Origin of the sequence: Streptomyces sp. cf386 (assembly GCF_900103585.1) — a bacterium.
GTDB lineage: Bacteria > Actinomycetota > Actinomycetes > Streptomycetales > Streptomycetaceae > Streptomyces.
The window spans coordinates 750,397-765,541 of sequence record NZ_FNHV01000001.1; the positions used below are offsets into that span (position 1 = coordinate 750,397).

12 protein-coding genes and 2 pseudogenes are annotated in these 15,145 nt (G+C 72.0%); 8 read left to right on the top strand and 6 right to left on the bottom strand.

The window, feature by feature from the left end; all coding sequences use genetic code 11:
* A pseudogene (locus BLU79_RS48575) lies at positions 1–440 on the bottom strand (hypothetical protein); the annotation flags it as partial.
* 299 nt (positions 441–739) lie between these two features.
* Here BLU79_RS48575 and purB point away from each other — a divergent pair.
* Positions 740–2,182, top strand: coding sequence for an adenylosuccinate lyase (purB, locus tag BLU79_RS03370; protein ID WP_093904038.1), 1,443 nt, complete (start codon positions 740–742; stop codon positions 2,180–2,182).
* Positions 2,183–2,195: 13 nt separating this feature from the next.
* A complete protein-coding gene (gene mug, locus BLU79_RS03375) occupies positions 2,196–2,765 on the top strand; it encodes a G/U mismatch-specific DNA glycosylase (RefSeq protein ID WP_093904039.1) in 570 nt (189 codons plus the stop codon).
* Positions 2,766–2,833: 68 nt separating this feature from the next.
* Here the strand turns inward: mug and BLU79_RS03380 are convergent, their stop codons facing one another.
* Both BLU79_RS03380 and BLU79_RS03385 read right to left on the bottom strand, forming a co-directional pair.
* Positions 2,834–3,559 carry an ABC transporter permease gene (locus tag BLU79_RS03380; protein ID WP_093904040.1) on the bottom strand — a complete coding sequence of 242 codons (726 nt, stop codon included), beginning with the start codon at positions 3,557–3,559 and terminating at the stop codon, positions 2,834–2,836.
* A gap of 2 nt (positions 3,560–3,561) precedes the next feature.
* On the bottom strand, positions 3,562–4,500 hold the full coding sequence (locus BLU79_RS03385) for an ABC transporter ATP-binding protein (RefSeq protein ID WP_093904041.1): 939 nt from the start codon (positions 4,498–4,500) through the stop codon (positions 3,562–3,564).
* 108 nt (positions 4,501–4,608) lie between these two features.
* Between BLU79_RS03385 and BLU79_RS03390 the strand changes: the two genes are divergently transcribed.
* From BLU79_RS03390 to BLU79_RS03400, 3 genes are all read left to right on the top strand, one after another.
* Entirely contained in the window at positions 4,609–5,778 is a 1,170-nt protein-coding gene (locus tag BLU79_RS03390; RefSeq protein ID WP_093904042.1) for a sensor histidine kinase, read from the top strand.
* Between the two features lie 14 nt (positions 5,779–5,792).
* Complete coding sequence (locus tag BLU79_RS03395; protein ID WP_093904043.1) at positions 5,793–6,455, top strand: response regulator transcription factor; 663 nt, start codon at positions 5,793–5,795, stop codon at positions 6,453–6,455.
* Positions 6,456–6,577: 122 nt separating this feature from the next.
* The gene (locus tag BLU79_RS03400) at positions 6,578–7,735 is read left to right on the top strand and encodes an ROK family transcriptional regulator (RefSeq protein WP_093904044.1); all 1,158 of its coding nucleotides are present in this window, start codon (positions 6,578–6,580) and stop codon (positions 7,733–7,735) included.
* A gap of 110 nt (positions 7,736–7,845) precedes the next feature.
* Here the strand turns inward: BLU79_RS03400 and BLU79_RS03405 are convergent, their stop codons facing one another.
* Together BLU79_RS03405 and BLU79_RS03410 are read right to left on the bottom strand one after the other, a co-directional pair.
* The gene (locus BLU79_RS03405) at positions 7,846–8,607 is read right to left on the bottom strand and encodes a GntR family transcriptional regulator (RefSeq protein ID WP_093904045.1); all 762 of its coding nucleotides are present in this window, start codon (positions 8,605–8,607) and stop codon (positions 7,846–7,848) included.
* A 265-nt stretch (positions 8,608–8,872) separates the two neighbouring features.
* Entirely contained in the window at positions 8,873–9,760 is an 888-nt protein-coding gene (locus tag BLU79_RS03410; RefSeq protein ID WP_093904209.1) for an RNA polymerase sigma-70 factor, read from the bottom strand.
* Positions 9,761–9,963: 203 nt separating this feature from the next.
* Here BLU79_RS03410 and BLU79_RS03415 point away from each other — a divergent pair, with 203 nt between their 5' ends.
* A complete protein-coding gene (locus BLU79_RS03415; protein WP_093904046.1) occupies positions 9,964–10,794 on the top strand; it encodes an alpha/beta fold hydrolase in 831 nt (276 codons plus the stop codon).
* A 111-nt stretch (positions 10,795–10,905) separates the two neighbouring features.
* Here the strand turns inward: BLU79_RS03415 and BLU79_RS03420 are convergent.
* A pseudogene (locus BLU79_RS03420) lies at positions 10,906–11,694 on the bottom strand (DMT family transporter); the annotation flags it as partial.
* Between the two features lie 47 nt (positions 11,695–11,741).
* Between BLU79_RS03420 and BLU79_RS03425 the strand changes: the two are divergent.
* Both BLU79_RS03425 and BLU79_RS03430 read left to right on the top strand, forming a co-directional pair.
* Positions 11,742–13,238, top strand: a complete 1,497-nt coding sequence (locus BLU79_RS03425) for a MocR-like pyridoxine biosynthesis transcription factor PdxR (RefSeq protein WP_256333119.1) — start codon at positions 11,742–11,744, stop codon at positions 13,236–13,238.
* Between the two features lie 189 nt (positions 13,239–13,427).
* The gene (locus BLU79_RS03430; RefSeq protein ID WP_093904047.1) at positions 13,428–15,002 is read left to right on the top strand and encodes an alkaline phosphatase D family protein; all 1,575 of its coding nucleotides are present in this window, start codon (positions 13,428–13,430) and stop codon (positions 15,000–15,002) included.
* Positions 15,003–15,145 lie beyond the last annotated feature (143 nt).

Genomic DNA, 15,145 nt, shown 5'->3' on the forward strand with positions numbered 1-15,145 from the left:
TCCTTCGGCTTCTCTGACCCGTAGCCGTGATCCTTCGGCTTCTCTGACCCGTAGCCGTGATCACGCGGCTTCTCGGCGCCGTAACCGTGGCTGCTCGGCTTCTCAGCGCCGTAGCCATGGTTGCTCTGCTTCTCGGCGCCATAGCCGGAGCTGCCATAGCCGGAGCTGCCATTGCCGAAGGAGCCGTTTTCGGAAGCGCGCTCCAGCGGATGCAGGTCGCTGACCCTGTCATGCATCTCGTAGAATTTATCGCGCATCTCACCGAATTGTTCTTCCAGCGCCTCTGTGTCCCATGGATCCGTACGACCCGGCAGTGCAGCGGCGGAATTCACCACGGCCCCCTGCACGCGGGGGGCGGCGAACGCGCAAGTGCCGTACAGAGACAGGGCGCTTGTCGCGGCGGCGGCCACGATCAATCCCTTGGTCAGGGTCTGTCGCATTCTCGTTTTGTCTTTCTCTCAGCCGGAAGGGGGAAGCCGACGCCGGTCGTTGACTCGAACTTGTCGATTGCCGGATTTGACAGGCTCACCGAAGGAATCGTGATGCCGCGCGTTCAGTCTCGCCATTACTTGCAGACTATGAACGAAATATGGAGGCCCCGGGAAACCAAGACGCGTTGACCACCGGGGAATTCACCCGATCGCCTGTGGACATCGGGGCCGGCACCCCCTGACCTGGGGTGCTCCGGACTGCAGGGACGATCCGGGGGGCCTCCGGACGCCGGGTAAACTCCGTACACGTGACTTCTGCGCCCGCCAAGCCCCGCATCCCGAACGTCCTCGCCGGACGCTACGCCTCCACCGAGCTCGCCACGCTCTGGTCCCCCGAGCAGAAGGTGAAGCTCGAGCGGCAGCTCTGGCTCGCCGTGCTGCGGGCCCAGAAGGACCTCGGCATCGAGGTGCCGGACGAGGCGATCGCCGACTACGAGCGTGTCCTCGACACCGTCGACCTGGCCTCCATCGCCGAGCGCGAGAAGGTCACGCGGCACGACGTGAAGGCGCGGATCGAGGAGTTCAACGACCTCGCCGGGCACGAGCAGGTACACAAGGGCATGACGTCCCGTGACCTCACGGAGAACGTCGAGCAGCTCCAGATCCGGCTCTCCCTGGAGCTGGTACGCGACCGCACGGTGGCCGTGCTGGCCCGCCTGGGCAAGCTGGCCGGTGAGTACGGCGAGCTGGTCATGGCCGGCCGCTCGCACAACGTCGCCGCCCAGGCCACGACGCTGGGCAAGCGCTTCGCGACCGCCGCCGACGAGCTGCTCGTGGCGTACGGCCGGGTCGAGGAGCTGCTGGGCCGCTACCCGCTGCGCGGCATCAAGGGCCCGGTCGGCACCGCGCAGGACATGCTGGACCTGCTCGGCGGGGACGCGACGAAGCTGGCGGAGCTGGAAGACCGGATCGCCGGGCACCTGGGCTTCTCGCAGGCCTTCACCTCGGTCGGCCAGGTCTACCCGCGCTCGCTGGACTACGAGGTGGTGACCGCGCTGGTGCAGCTGGCGGCGGCGCCGTCGTCGCTGGCCAAGACCATCCGGCTGATGGCGGGGCACGAGCTGGTGACCGAGGGCTTCAAGCCGGGCCAGGTCGGCTCCTCCGCGATGCCGCACAAGATGAACACGCGGTCCTGCGAGCGGGTGAACGGCCTGATGGTCATCCTGCGCGGCTACGCCTCGATGACCGGCGAGCTGGCGGGCGACCAGTGGAACGAGGGCGACGTGTCCTGCTCGGTGGTGCGCCGGGTCGCGCTGCCGGACGCGTTCTTCGCGCTGGACGGTCTGCTGGAGACGTTCCTGACGGTCCTCGACGAGTTCGGCGCCTTCCCGGCGGTCGTGGCGCGCGAGCTGGACCGTTACCTGCCGTTCCTTGCCACCACCAAGGTACTGATGGGCGCCGTGCGGGCGGGCGTCGGCCGTGAGATCGCGCACGAGGCGATCAAGGAGAACGCCGTCGCCTCCGCGCTGGCGATGCGCGAGCAGGGCGCCGAGCGCAACGAACTGCTCGACAAGCTGGCCGCCGACGAGCGCATCCCGCTCGACCGCGCCGGGCTGGACGCGCTGATGGCCGACAAGCTGTCCTTCACAGGGGCGGCGGCCGACCAGGTGGGCGTCGTCGTGGGCCGTATCGAGGAGATCGTGAAGCAGCGCCCGGAGGCCGCCGGATACACGCCCGGCGCCATCCTCTGACGCACCGCACACCATGGCGCGCTTCACCGCCGAGCAGTTGGAGGCCGCCCGCGACCGTCTGGTACCGGACGTCGTCGCGGACGGCCTCCATGTGCTGTTCTGCGGCATCAACCCCGGTCTGATGACGGCCGCGACCGGCCATCACTTCGCCCGCCCCGGCAACCGCTTCTGGCCGGTCCTGCACCTGTCCGGCTTCACGCCGAGGCTCGTGAAGCCGTCGGAACAGGGCGAGTTGCCGGCCTACGGCCTCGGCATCACGAACGTCGTCGCGAGGGCGACCGCACGGGCCGACGAGCTGAGCGCCGAGGAGTACCGCGAGGGCGGGCGGCTGTTGGCCACGAAGGTGGCGCGGCTGCGGCCGCGTTGGCTGGCGGTCGTCGGGGTCACCGCGTATCGCGCGGCGTTCTACGAGCGCAAGGCCCAGGTGGGTCCGCAGGAGCGGATGATCGAGGGCACGCGCGTGTGGGTGCTGCCGAATCCGAGCGGGCTCAACGCGCACTGGACGGCCGCGACGATGGCGGAGGAGTTCGCCCGGTTGCGGGTGGCGGCGGAGGCCGGGGCTCAGGAGATCACGGAGAATTGACCTGCCTCGGCTCGTGAGTCCGTGCTTCCCTTCGGCTCGCGGGTCAGGCGTCACCTCGGCTCGCGGGGTCACGCGTCCCGTCGCCGTACGCTCCAGGCCCCCGCCAGCAATGCGGCCGCCGTCCACAGAGCGGTCACCGCGAGCCCCGACCATGGTCCGAGTGTGCCGTCGTACGTCTGGTGAAGGGCGATCTGGCCGGCCTTGTCGGGCAGGAAGTCCGCGACGGTGCCCGCGGCGTCGCCGATGACGAACGACACCACGAGGATGAACGGGATCAGGATGGAGAGCGTGGCCACTCCGCTGCGCAGCACCGCGGTGAGTCCCGCCGCGAACAGGGCGATCAGCATCAGGTAGACCGCGCAGCCCAGGACCCCGCGCAGTTGCTCGGCCACGCTGAGCCCGTCCGCCGCGGAGCCGAGGCCCGCGCGTGCCACGGTGAGCGCGGCGAAGGCGGTGACCAGGCCGACCAGCAGGGCCGGTACGGCGATGGCCGTCACCTTGGCGGCGAACCAGCGTCCGCGTTGCGGAACCGCGGCGAGCGTCAGCCGGAGCGCACCCCCGTGGTACTCCGACGACACGGCCATGGCGCCGAACGAGATGGCCGCGATCTGGCCGGGAAGGATGCCGGACAGGGCCGTGAACAGCGGGTCGAACTCCGGGTCGGAGCTCCCGTCGGCTCCGGCCACCGCCGAGAACGCCGTCGTCACGGCGAACAGCGCCAGCAGCGCTCCCGGCAGCGAACGCAGGGTGCGGATCTTGAGCCACTCCGCGTGGAGTGCGGGTGCGATGGTCATGGTCAGGCCTCCTGGGGGTGGTTCTGGGGCTGGGGCTGGGTGGTGAACTCGGCCTCGGTCGCGGTGAGGTCGAAGTAGGCCTGCTCCAACGTGCCCTCCTCGGCCGCGAGTTCAAGGAGCGGAACGCTCGCTTCCGACGCGATGCGACCGATGTCGTCCACACGCGCGTGCTGCACGGTCCAGTGCCCGTCGTCGTGGGGGACGGCGTCATGACCGTGCCGGGCCAGGGCGGTCCTGAGTGCGGTGGCGTCCGTCGTGCGGATCCGCACGCTCGGCCGCACACGCGCGTGGATGAACTCCCGCATCGGGGTGTCGGCCAGCAGACGTCCCCGACCCAGGACCACGAGGTGGTCGGCGAAGGAGGCGGTCTCGTTCATGAGGTGGCTGGAGACGAGCACCGTCCGCCCCTCCCCCGCCAGGCGCCGCGTCAGTGTCCGGATCCAGACGATGCCTTCCGGGTCGAGCCCGTTGGAGGGCTCGTCGAGCATGACCACCTCGGGGTCGCCGAGGAGTGCGGCGGCGATGCCGAGCCGCTGGCGCATGCCCAGCGAGTACGTCTTCACCCGGCGCCGCGCCACCGACGCCAGGCCCGTCTCCTCCAACACCTCGTCCACGCGCGTGCTCGGGATGCGGTTGCTCGCCGCCAGCACGCGCAGATGGTCGCGGGCGGTGCGGGAGCCGTGCGCGGCCTGGGCGTCCAGCAACGCGCCCACGTGGCGCAGCGGTTCGCGCAGGGCAGCGTAGGGGCGGCCGCCGAGGGTGGCGGTGCCGGAGGTCGGCCGGTCGAGGCCGAGCACGAGCCGCATGGTGGTGGACTTTCCGGCGCCGTTGGGGCCGAGGAAGCCGGTGACGCGGCCCGGCAGGACGGTGAGGGTGAGGTCGTCCACGGCTCGCCGGGTGCCGAACTCCTTGGTGAGGGCCTGGACTTCGATGCTGGTCATGGCAGCAGCCTGGCCGTTGGGGCGAAGGTTGTTCCTCCCCCGCGCGTGGAGATCGTCTCCCCCGTGCGGGGGAGGTCCGTTGTCAGTGGCGGCTGGCACGATGACGGAATGGCCCGCTTGCTGCGCCCGTTCGCCCGGGCGGTGACGTACACACGACTGCTGCATCTGTTCATCGCCGTCGTGTGGCCGAGCATGTGGCTGTTCGTCCAGGAAGCGTGGTGGATCTGGCCGGCGGCGGGCGTGGCGCTCGCCCCCGCCGGGCTGGTGCCCGCGATGCGGACGGTGGAGGGGATGCAGGCCAGGCTGCTGCTGACCGGTCACCGGCCCGACAGCGGGAGCGCCGACATCGTCGTCGCGCCGTCGGCCTCCTGGAGCGACCGGGGGCGGCTCGTGATGTGGCTGGAGGCACGGCTGCTGCTCGGCTGTGCGACCTCGATCTTCGCAGTCCAACTGCTCCTCTCCTCGGTGGACTTGGTGTCGGCGGCCTTCGGCGGTGACATCGACTCGGGCGAGCTGCTGCTCCTCGACGGCCACGCCTGGTGGCACGTCCTGCTCGCGCCCGTGGCGCTGGTCACCCTGGCGGTGACCGTGGTCGCCTCGGGCCGGCTCATCACCGCACTCGCCCTCCGGCTTCTGGGCCCCTCCCCCGCCGAGCGCCTCGCCGCCCTGGAGGAGCGCACCGAGCAGCTCCTGGAGCGCACCCGCATCGCCCGCGAACTCCACGACTCCATCGGGCACGCCCTGACGGTGGCCGTGGTGCAGGCGGGTGCCGCGCGGGCGGCCGGCGACCCCGCCTTCACCGACCGGGCCCTGGACGCCATCGAGGAGACCGCCCGGGCCGCCCTGGAGGACCTGGAGCGTGTCCTCGGCATCCTGCGCGAGTCCGAGCGGCCGGTGAGCAGCAGGCCGACGCTGACGGACGCCGACCGTCTGCTGGAGTCCGCGCGTGCCTCCGGTGCGAAGGTCGACGTCGACCTGACCGGGCCCTTGGACACGGTGCCCGGGCCGGTCTCCCGGGAGGGCTACCGCATCCTCCAGGAGTCGCTGACGAATGTGCTGCGGCACGCCGGGTCCGTCCCGGTCCGGGTCCGCATCGTCGTCGCGGACGGCACGCTCACCCTTGAGATCCGCAATCCGCTCACCGCCGACATACCGGGGCCCGGCAGAGGCAGCGGCCTGCGTGGCATACGCGAGCGCGCATCCCTGCTGGGCGGACACGCGCACACCGGTCCCGACCGAGGTGACTGGCAGGTACATGTAGAGCTGCCGCTCGGTTGATCTACGCTGGCCGGATGCCGGTCACCGTTCTCCTCGTCGACGACGAACCCCTCGTACGCGCCGGTCTGCGGGCCGTGCTGGAGGCGCAGCCCGACATCGAGGTCGTCGGGGAGGCGGCCGACGGGGCGGCGGTGATTCCGCTGGTGCGGCAGCTGCGGCCCGACGTGGTCGCCATGGACGTACGGATGCCGCTGCTGGACGGGATCGAGGCCACGCGCGCGGTGCTGCGGACCGTCGACGAGCCACCGAAGATCATCGTCGTCACGACCTTCGAGAACGACGAGTACGTGTACGAGGCGCTGCGCGCCGGTGCCGACGGCTTCCTCCTGAAGCGGGCCAGGCCGGCCGAGATCGTGCACGCGGTGCGGCTGGTCGCCGAGGGCGAGTCGCTGCTGTTCCCCGCCTCCGTGAGACAGCTGGCCGCGCAGTACGGCGAGGACGGCGGGAACCGGGCGGCCCGGGCCGTGCTGGAGCGGGCCCGGCTGACCGAGCGGGAGGCCGAGGTGCTGCGGCTGATGGCGCGCGGCCTGTCGAACGCGGAGATCGCCGCCCGGCTGGTGGTCGGGACGGAGACGGTGAAGTCGCATGTGAGCTCCGTCCTGGCGAAGCTGGGGGCGCGCGATCGCACCCAGGCCGTGATCACCGCGTACGAGTCGGGGTTCGTGGCACCGGGGTGATCCGGGCGGCGGGTGGCCGACGGGGCCCGGAGGGAGGGGCCGGCGCAGGGCCCGCCACTCGCCCGGGTCCGTCTCGGCGAGTACCATCCGGCCAACATGCGCATGAGCTGGGAGGACGGACGTTGGCTCGGCTGACCGGCGGGGATCCCTCGCTGCTGCGAAGGATCAACTCCGCGGTGGTGCTGCACGCGCTGCGTGCCACGGACGCCGCAACCCTGACGGAGATCACCCGGGTGACCGGGCTGTCCCGGCCGACCGTCGAGGGCGTGGTCGAGGGGCTCATCGAGGCGGGTTACGTCGTCGAGAAGGCGGCCGACGAGAGTGTCGTACGGCGTCAGGGGCGGCCCGCGCGGCGGTTCCGGTTCCGGGCCGAGGCGGGGCATCTGCTGGGCCTGGACATTGGGGCGCATCGGGTCGCCGCGCTCCTCGCCGACCTGGACGGGCGGGTGCTCGGCGCCACCGTCAAGGACGTCGACGAGACGGCTCCGGCCGACGAGCGGCTCGAACGGGTGCGTGCGGCGGTGGCCGAGCTGCTGCGCCGGGCCGGTGTCGCGCGCGACTCACTGCGGGCCGTGGGGGTGGCGACGCCGGGCATCGTCGAGGCGGACGGCACCGTGCGGCTGGGCGCCGCGCTGCCCGAGTGGACGGGGCTGCGGCTGGGCGAGCGGCTGAGCCGGTCCTTCAAGTGCCCGGTCCTGGTGGAGAACGACGCCAACGCGGCGGCGGTGGCCGAGCACTGGAAGGGGTCGGCCACCGAGTCGGACGACGTGGTGTTCGTGCTGGCCGGGCTGAGCCCGGGCGCCGGTTCACTGATCGGCGGGCAGTTGCACCGGGGCTTCGGCGGCGCGGCCGGCGAGATCGGCGCGCTGCACATGCTGGGCCGCGAGGCGACTCCCGAGACCCTGCTGTCCACCACCGACGAGCCGCTGCGCCCCCTAGACGAGCACGCCGTCGCCGGGGTCTTCGCACAGGCCCGTGAGGGCGACGAGCGGGCCCGCGCGGCCGTCGACCGCTTCATCCAGCGTCTCGTCCACGACGTGGCCGCCCTCGTCCTCGCCCTCGACCCCGAGCTGGTCGTCATCGGCGGCTGGGCGTCCGGCCTGGACGGCGTACTGGAGCCGCTGCGACGTGAGCTGGCCCGCTACTGTCTGCGCCCGCCGAAGGTCGCCCTCTCTCTGCTCGGCGAGGCGGCGGTGGCGACGGGCGCCCTGCGGCTCGCGCTCGACCACGTGGAGGAGCAGCTGTTCGCGGTGGAGGGGACCGTGACGGGGCGGCGCTGAGCCCCGTCGCTGGTCGACCGTCGGCGGTGCGTCGGGGTCTGTGAACGTAGACGTATATGCCTCACGCCCCGGAGTGGATCCGGGGCGCGAGGCATAGGTCGATACGGCGGTCAGGACGCCCGGCGCTCCGGGTCCTGGTGGATCTCCACGCCGCCCGAGTCACCGAAGGTCAGCCGGCAGGTGTCCGCGCGGTACGTGGCGACGGAGAGCGCGGCCGTGCGGCCCTCGGCGAGGTAGCGGGTGGTCACCACGAGGACGGGTGCCCCGGGGAGCCGGTCGAGTTCCTTGGCGTCGTCCGCGCGGGCCGACCCCAGCTCGACGGCGCTCTCCTGGCCCTCCAGTTCCAGGCGCTGCAGCTCGCGCAGCACGGCACGCGCGCGTGCCGCTCCGGACGGGGCGTCGATCGCGGAGAGGTCGGGCACCGACGACTGCGGGACGTAGAGCAGCTCGGCGGCGACGGGCTGGCCGTGCGTCACGCGGGAGCGGCGCACGGTGTGCACGGGCTCGTCACGACCGCTCTCCAGGGCGTCGGCGACGGACGCGGGCGGCACCGCCTGCGTGCAGTCCGCGGGCTGCCAGACCTCGTCGGTCCCGCCCGGCCAGGCGTGCTGCTCGGTGCCGACGGCCACGCCCACACGCGGCGGCGCGACGGTCGTACCGACACCGCGGCGGCGCTGCAGCCTGCCTTCCAGTTCGAGCTGCTCCAGAGCCTGGCGGAGCGTGGCCCGGGCTACGCCGAAGCGGGCGGCCAGGTCGCGCTCGTTGGGCAGGATCTCGCCCACGGTGAATTCGGAGTCCAGTGCCTCACTGAGCACGGTCCTCAGGTGCCAGTACTTCGGTTCCGGCACCGATTCCAGCTGCGTGGTCCCCACCCTGTCCTCCGCAATCGCCGTGGCCCAGCGGCGTTTTAGCGCCCTTGTTTATTAAAGGTTGTTGCACTTTCTCTGCGACCATAGGACGGCCCTCAACCTTGGTCAATACCAATCCTCCATCCCTTGTGGGCGGCGCCCGCATGCGGCTCGGGAACGTTCACGGCGTGTTCGTACAAGGCCACCTCTGTGACATGCCGGCAAAGCCCCCGTTGCATCGACGGAGGCGGCACCGGCGGGGCGGCGGCGGGCGACGCGGCGATGTGGCCTACTCGGCGGCCAGGAACCCCAGCTTGTCGGGGTTGCGGATGATGTAAACGGCCTGGATGCGCCCGTCCACCAGGTCGAGCTGGAAGACCGAGTCGGGCTTGTCTCCGGACAGGACCAGCACCGCGGGCCCGCCGTTGATCTCCAGGAAGCGCCAGGAGAGGTCGGAAACGTCGCCCTTCCGGGCGACGCCGACCAGGAAGCGGCCCACCTTGTCGGCCGTCTCCAGGACCCGCACCGGCGCCTTGGCCTTCCCGCCGCTGTCGCCGACGAGGCGGACGTCCGGGGCCAGCAGCGACATGAGCCCCTCGAGGTCGCCCTCCGCGGCCGCGGCCAGGAACCGCTCGGTGAGGTCCCGTCGCTGGACGGGGTCGACGTCGTAGCGGGGCCGCCGCTCGTCGACGTGCTTGCGGGCCCGCCCGGCGAGCTGGCGCACCGCCGCCTCGCCGCGGTCGAGCATGGCGGCGATGTCCGCGTACGGGTAGCCGAAGGCCTCCCTCAGGACGAACACCGCGCGCTCCAGGGGCGACAGCGACTCCAGGACGACGAGGACGGCGAGGGAGACGGAGTCGGCGAGGACGGCCCGTTCGGCGGTGTCCGGGACGGTGTCACCGAAGTCGGTGACATACGGCTCCGGCAGCCAGGGGCCGATGTAGGTCTCGCCCCGCGCCTTGACCTGGCGCAGCCGGTCGATGGCGAGGCGGGTGGTGATGCGCACCAGGTAGGCGCGCGGTTCGCGCACCTCGGACCGGTCGGCCCCGGACCAGCGTAGCCAGGCCTCCTGCACCACGTCCTCCGCGTCCGCGACGCGGCCGAGCATGCGGTAGGCGACCCCCAGGAGGACGGGGCGGTGCTCTTCGAAGACGTCGGTCTCGGTTTCGGTGGTCACTTCCCCATCCCAGCCGACGTGTACGGCCATGTCCAGGCGAAATCGGCGCACGTGGCCGGTTCGTGCAACCCCGTGGCGGGCAGGGCTCGTTGGCGGACCGTGCATCCACCATGGCGGGCCACACCCAGGGTCTACCCGTCGGTAGCAATTGCTGACAAGCTGTCTACGGCCGTCCGTCAGCGTGTCCCAGACGAGGAGCACCCATGTCCGCCACCGTCTCCTTCGAGGTCCCCTCTCTGCGCGGCCCGCAGAGCGTGACCGTCGACTACGCGCGCGTGGGGAGCGGTGAACCGCTGCTCCTGCTGCACGGCATCGGTCACCACCGGCAGGTCTGGGACCCGGTGGTGGACATCCTCGCGACCGAGCGCGACGTGATCTCCGTGGACCTGCCCGGGTTCGGGACGTCTCCGGGCCTGCCGGACGACCTCTCCTACGACCTGGCCACGACGACGGCCGTGTTCGGAGCCTTCTGCGAGGCCATGGAGCTCGAACGGCCGCATGTGGCCGGCAACTCGCTGGGCGGTCTCATCGCGCTGGAGCTGGGCCGCGAGAAGCTCGTGCGGTCCGTCACCGCCCTGTCCCCCGCCGGGTTCTGGTCCGAGGCCGAGCGGCGTTACGCCTTCGGCGTGCTGCTGGCGATGCGGCACATCTCCCGGCGGCTGCCACTGCCGCTGGTGCAACAGCTGTCCAGGTCGGCGGCCGGCCGCACGGTGCTGACCAGCACGATCTACGCCCGCCCCGGCCGGCGGTCACCCGAGGCCGTGGTCGCCGAGACGCTCGCGCTGGCGCGGGCCACGGGATTCGACCAGACCCTCCGGGCCGGTGGGTCCGTCCAGTTCACCGACGACGTTCCCGGGATCCCGGTCACCGTGGCGTGGGGCACCAGGGACCGGCTGCTCGTGCGCCGCCAAGGGGTGCGCGCCAAGCAGATCATCCCCCGGGCGCGTCTCGTCCGGCTGCCCGGCTGCGGGCACTGCCCGATGAACGACGACCCGGCCCTGGTCGCGCGCGTCATCCTCGACGGCAGCCGCTGATCGAACGGCCGCCGCTGATCGACGCGAGGCACGCGTCAACGCGCCGGACCCCAGGGCGACTCCGGCGCCCACCAGGGCGCTACCCAGGGCCTGGACGGCGCCGTAGGAGCCGGTTCCGACGAGCGGGGCGGTGCAGGCGGCGGCGACCGGGATGAGGCCGGAGAAGAGCGTGGCGCGCTCGGCGCCGATCCGTTGCATGCCCATGTACCAGCACACGAAGCCGACGACGGTCACGACCACCGCCTGCCACAGGAGTGCGGCGGTCTCCGTGGCGTCCGGCCGCCGCAGCCACGCGGTGCCGTCGAGGAGCAGCCCGGCCACCGCACACTCGACGGCGGCGATCCCGCACACCGTGGCGGACAGCAGCCGCGGGCCCAGGGGGCGCAGCACGGGCACCGCGAGGACCGCGAAACCGACCTCGCCGACCAGCGCGCACACGGAGAAGGCGATGCCGGCGGCGTCCGTGCGGCCCCAGCCCTGGACCGTGAACGCGCCCACCGCCACGAGCGACGCCCCGTACATGACCGCACGCTGAGGCCGGCGCCCGTCCAGCAGGGGGACGACGCCGGCCACGACGATGGGCGCGCAGCCGACGAAGACACCGGGGACCGCCGGTTCGGCGGTGCGCTCGGCGGCGATGACGGCCAGGTTGAAGCCGACCATGCCCACGGCCGCCAGCACCGCGAGGCGAACCCACTCACGGGCGGCGAGGGCCCGCAGCCTGGCCGGGGCGTCCCGCCCGGCCAGGGGGACGAGCAGGAGACAGGCGAGGCCGTAGCGCAGGAACTGGCCGCCGGCGTACGGGTACGCGCCGAGCAGGCTGTTGGCGGTGAAGGACCCTCCGACGAGGACGCAGGCGAGCGCGGTGAGGAGGACACCGCGCGTGGTGGTGGCGTTCATGGCAGTGACGCTAGGAACCGACGCGGTCCGGTTTAAGGTCCATTTTCATGACGTCATCGGAGACCAATCCTGCGGGAAGGACGGCGAAGCCCCCTGCGCCGCCGCCCGGAGGCGGACCGGAGCAGCATCTGGGCACCCCTGCCTGGGAGTTGCTTCTGCCGGCCGCTTCCGCGCCCGCACGCGCGCGTGGGCGTTCATTGCAGGCGGCACTGCGTGAGGCGGTGCGGTCCGGGCGACTCACGCCGGGGACGCGGCTGCCGTCGAGCCGGGATCTCGCCGCCGACCTCGGTGTGTCGCGAGGGCTGATCACAGAGGCGTACGAGCAGCTGACGGCCGAGGGCTATCTGCGCAGCGGCCGGGGTGCCGGTACCTGGGTGGGCGGTGCCGTACGGGCCGCCCGGCCACGCGCGCATGACCTGGCTCCACGCTCCACCGACGCCCGGGCCGACTTCGTACCCGGCACGCCGGACGTGTCGCTGTTCCCGCGTGCCGCGTGGGCGGCCGCACAGCGCGGCGTGCTGGCCGAGCTGCCGCACCACGAACTCGGCTATCCCGACCCGCGCGGGCTGCCCCGGCTGCGTACGGCGCTCGCCGAACTGCTCGCCCGCCGCCGGGGTGTGGTCGCGGACCCCGAGCGCATCGTGGTCGTCTCCGGGGTGTCGCAGGCGACTGCGGTGCTCGGCTTCGTGCTGCACGCGCGCGGGATACGCGAAGTCGGCGTCGAGGACCCCGGAAGCCCGCAGCACGACGCCCTCTACGCCGCCGCGGGCGTCTCCACCGTGCCGCTGCCCATGGACGACGAGGGGCTCCTCATCGGCCCGCTGCGGGAGTCGGGCGTACGGTCCGTCGTCACGACACCGGCCCACCAGTTCCCCACCGGCATCGCCTACTCCGCCCGCCGCCGTACCGAACTGCTCGACTGGGCGCGGTCCGTCGACGGGTTCGTCCTGGAGGACGACTACGACGGCGACTTCCGGTACGACCGCGCCCCCGTGGGCGCCCTGCAAGGGCTCGACCCGGAGCGCGTCGCCTACGCGGGGTCGGTGAGCAAGTCCCTCGCCCCCGGGCTGCGGCTCGGCTGGCTGCTCGTACCGGAGCCCCTGGCCGAGGAGGTGGTCGAGCGCAAGCGGACCATGGATCTCGGACATCCGACCCTGGATCAGGCGCTGTTCGCCCGGTTCCTGGAACGCGGCGACTACGACCGCCAGCTGCGCCGCTGCCAGCGCGCGTACCGGGAGCGTCGCGACGCCCTGGTCGGCGCTCTGGCGGAGGACTTTCCGGGGTCGGAGGTGACCGGCATCGCCGCGGGACTGCACGTCATCGCCGCGCTGCCGGAACGGTACGGGCCCCAGGAGCGCTTCCTCGCGCGCGTGGCCGCGGCCGGGGTGGCGGTTCGCCCTCTGACGGACTACACGCACGCGCGAGCCGGTGACAGCGGGCGGCCGGGGGTGCGGCTGGTCCTGGGATACGCACATCTGTCGCCGTCGCGGATCCGGGCGGGCGTACGGCTGATGGCGGAGGCGGTGGCGGGGCGTCCGGGCTGACCGGGAGGGCCGCGAGGCGCGCCGCGCCCACCGAGAGGTGACCGGAAGCATGCGTGCGCCTGTCCCCACGTGACGCAGCAGTTCCCCTGCGGATGCGGTCAGTTGTTCACTTGTGGTTTCCGTGTGCGCTGCGGCGCCCCAGTAGTTGTGGCTCTGCACACTGGCCGGATCCCGTCCCTGGAGGCCTCCATGTCACACCGTCCGTTCCCGGGTCGTCGCAGCGTTCTGCGCGGCTCACTCGCCGCATCGGCGGCCCTGACCCTGCCCACCGCCCTCGGCTCGGCACCGGCCTTCGCCCTGTCGGGGCGTCCCAGGGCGGGCTGGGGCGTGCAGACGGGAGATGTGACCTGCGACTCGGGGCTGGTGTGGGTGCGGTCGGACCGTCCGGCCCGGATGATCGTCGAGACGTCCGCGACCGACTCGTTCCGCAAACCGCGCAGATGGCACGGCCCGCTGCTGGGCGCGGACACGGACTTCACCGGCACGACCCGGCTGCGCGGTCTGCCGTCCGGCGAGCAGATCCACTACCGCGTGCTGCTCGCCGACCCGGACGACCCGCGCCGCACCGGTGAGCCGGTCACCGGCACGTTCCGTACCGCCTCCGCGCGACGGCGCGACGGGGTGCGCTTCGTGTGGTCGGGCGACCTGGCCGGGCAGGGCTGGGGCATCAACCCGGACTTCGGCGGCTACCGGATCTACGACGCGATGGCCGCGCTGGACCCGGACTTCTTCATCTGCAGCGGCGACAACATCTACGCCGACGGCCCGATCTCGGCATCGGTCACCCTGCCCGACGGCAGCACCTGGCGGAACATCACCACCGAGGAGAAGTCCAAGGTCGCCGAGACCCTGGCCGAGTTCCGCGGCAACTTCCGCTACAACCTGCTGGACGACAACCTCAAGCGGTTCAACGCCCAGGTCCCCTCGATCATCCAGTGGGACGACCACGAGGTGACCAACAACTGGTACCCCGGCGAGATCCTCGGCGACGCCCGCTACACCGAGAAGAACGTCGACGTCCTGGCCGCACGCGCCCGGCAGGCGTTCTCGGAGTACTTCCCGATCTCGACCCTGCGCCGCCCCGACGGCCGGGTCCACCGGGTCGTCAACCACGGTCCGCTGCTGGACGTGTTCGTGCTGGACATGCGCACCTACCGCAACGCCAACTCCACGGACGACCAGCCCACCGACGCCCAGGGCATCCTCGGCGCCGAGCAATTGGCCTGGCTCAAGCGTGAGCTGGCCCGCTCCCGGGCGGTGTGGAAGGTGATCGCCTCGGACATGCCGCTCGGCCTGGTGGTGCCGGACACCGGCGACGGCAAGCCGAACGTCGAGGCCGTCGCGCAGGGCGACCCGGGGGCGCCGCTGGGTCGGGAGCTGCAGATCGCCGAGCTGCTGAGGTTCATCAAGCACCGCAGGATCACGGGCACGGTGTGGCTGACCGCCGACGTGCACTACACCTCGGCCCAGCACTACCAGCCGTCGCGGGCGGCCTTCACCGACTTCGAGCCGTTCTGGGAGTTCGTCTCCGGCCCGCTCAACGCTGGCGCGTTCCCGGCGAACACCCTCGACAACACCTTCGGCCCGGAACGGGTGTTCATCAAGGCGCCGACGACGGCCAACGTCTCGCCCGCCGGGGGCTACCAGTTCTTCGGCGAGGTCGACATCGACGGCGACAGCGGCGAGCTGACGGTGCGGCTGCGCGAGTCGGACGGCACCGTGCTGTTCACGCAGGTCCTGCAGCCGGGCCGGGTCGGCCAGTGACTCCCGTAGCCTGAAACCCGTGCCGCGCACCGGTGTCATCCCCCGGGGCGCGGCACGGTCGTACCGGCCTCGCGAACACCCTCTGCCGGACGGTGTTTTGGCAGGTCAGAGCGATTGTCAGTGGTCGCCTCTACGGTTTTTCC

Coding starts and splice junctions, on each gene's coding strand:
- BLU79_RS03380 (WP_093904040.1), bottom strand. CDS start 3,559: ATGACCATCGCACCCGCACTCCACGCGGAGTGGCTCAAGATCCGCACC.
- BLU79_RS03415 (WP_093904046.1), top strand. CDS start 9,964: ATGTCCGCCACCGTCTCCTTCGAGGTCCCCTCTCTGCGCGGCCCGCAG.
- BLU79_RS03395 (WP_093904043.1), top strand. CDS start 5,793: ATGCCGGTCACCGTTCTCCTCGTCGACGACGAACCCCTCGTACGCGCC.
- BLU79_RS03385 (WP_093904041.1), bottom strand. CDS start 4,500: ATGACCAGCATCGAAGTCCAGGCCCTCACCAAGGAGTTCGGCACCCGG.
- BLU79_RS03390 (WP_093904042.1), top strand. CDS start 4,609: ATGGCCCGCTTGCTGCGCCCGTTCGCCCGGGCGGTGACGTACACACGA.
- BLU79_RS03425 (WP_256333119.1), top strand. CDS start 11,742: ATGACGTCATCGGAGACCAATCCTGCGGGAAGGACGGCGAAGCCCCCT.
- mug (WP_093904039.1), top strand. CDS start 2,196: ATGGCGCGCTTCACCGCCGAGCAGTTGGAGGCCGCCCGCGACCGTCTG.
- BLU79_RS03430 (WP_093904047.1), top strand. CDS start 13,428: ATGTCACACCGTCCGTTCCCGGGTCGTCGCAGCGTTCTGCGCGGCTCA.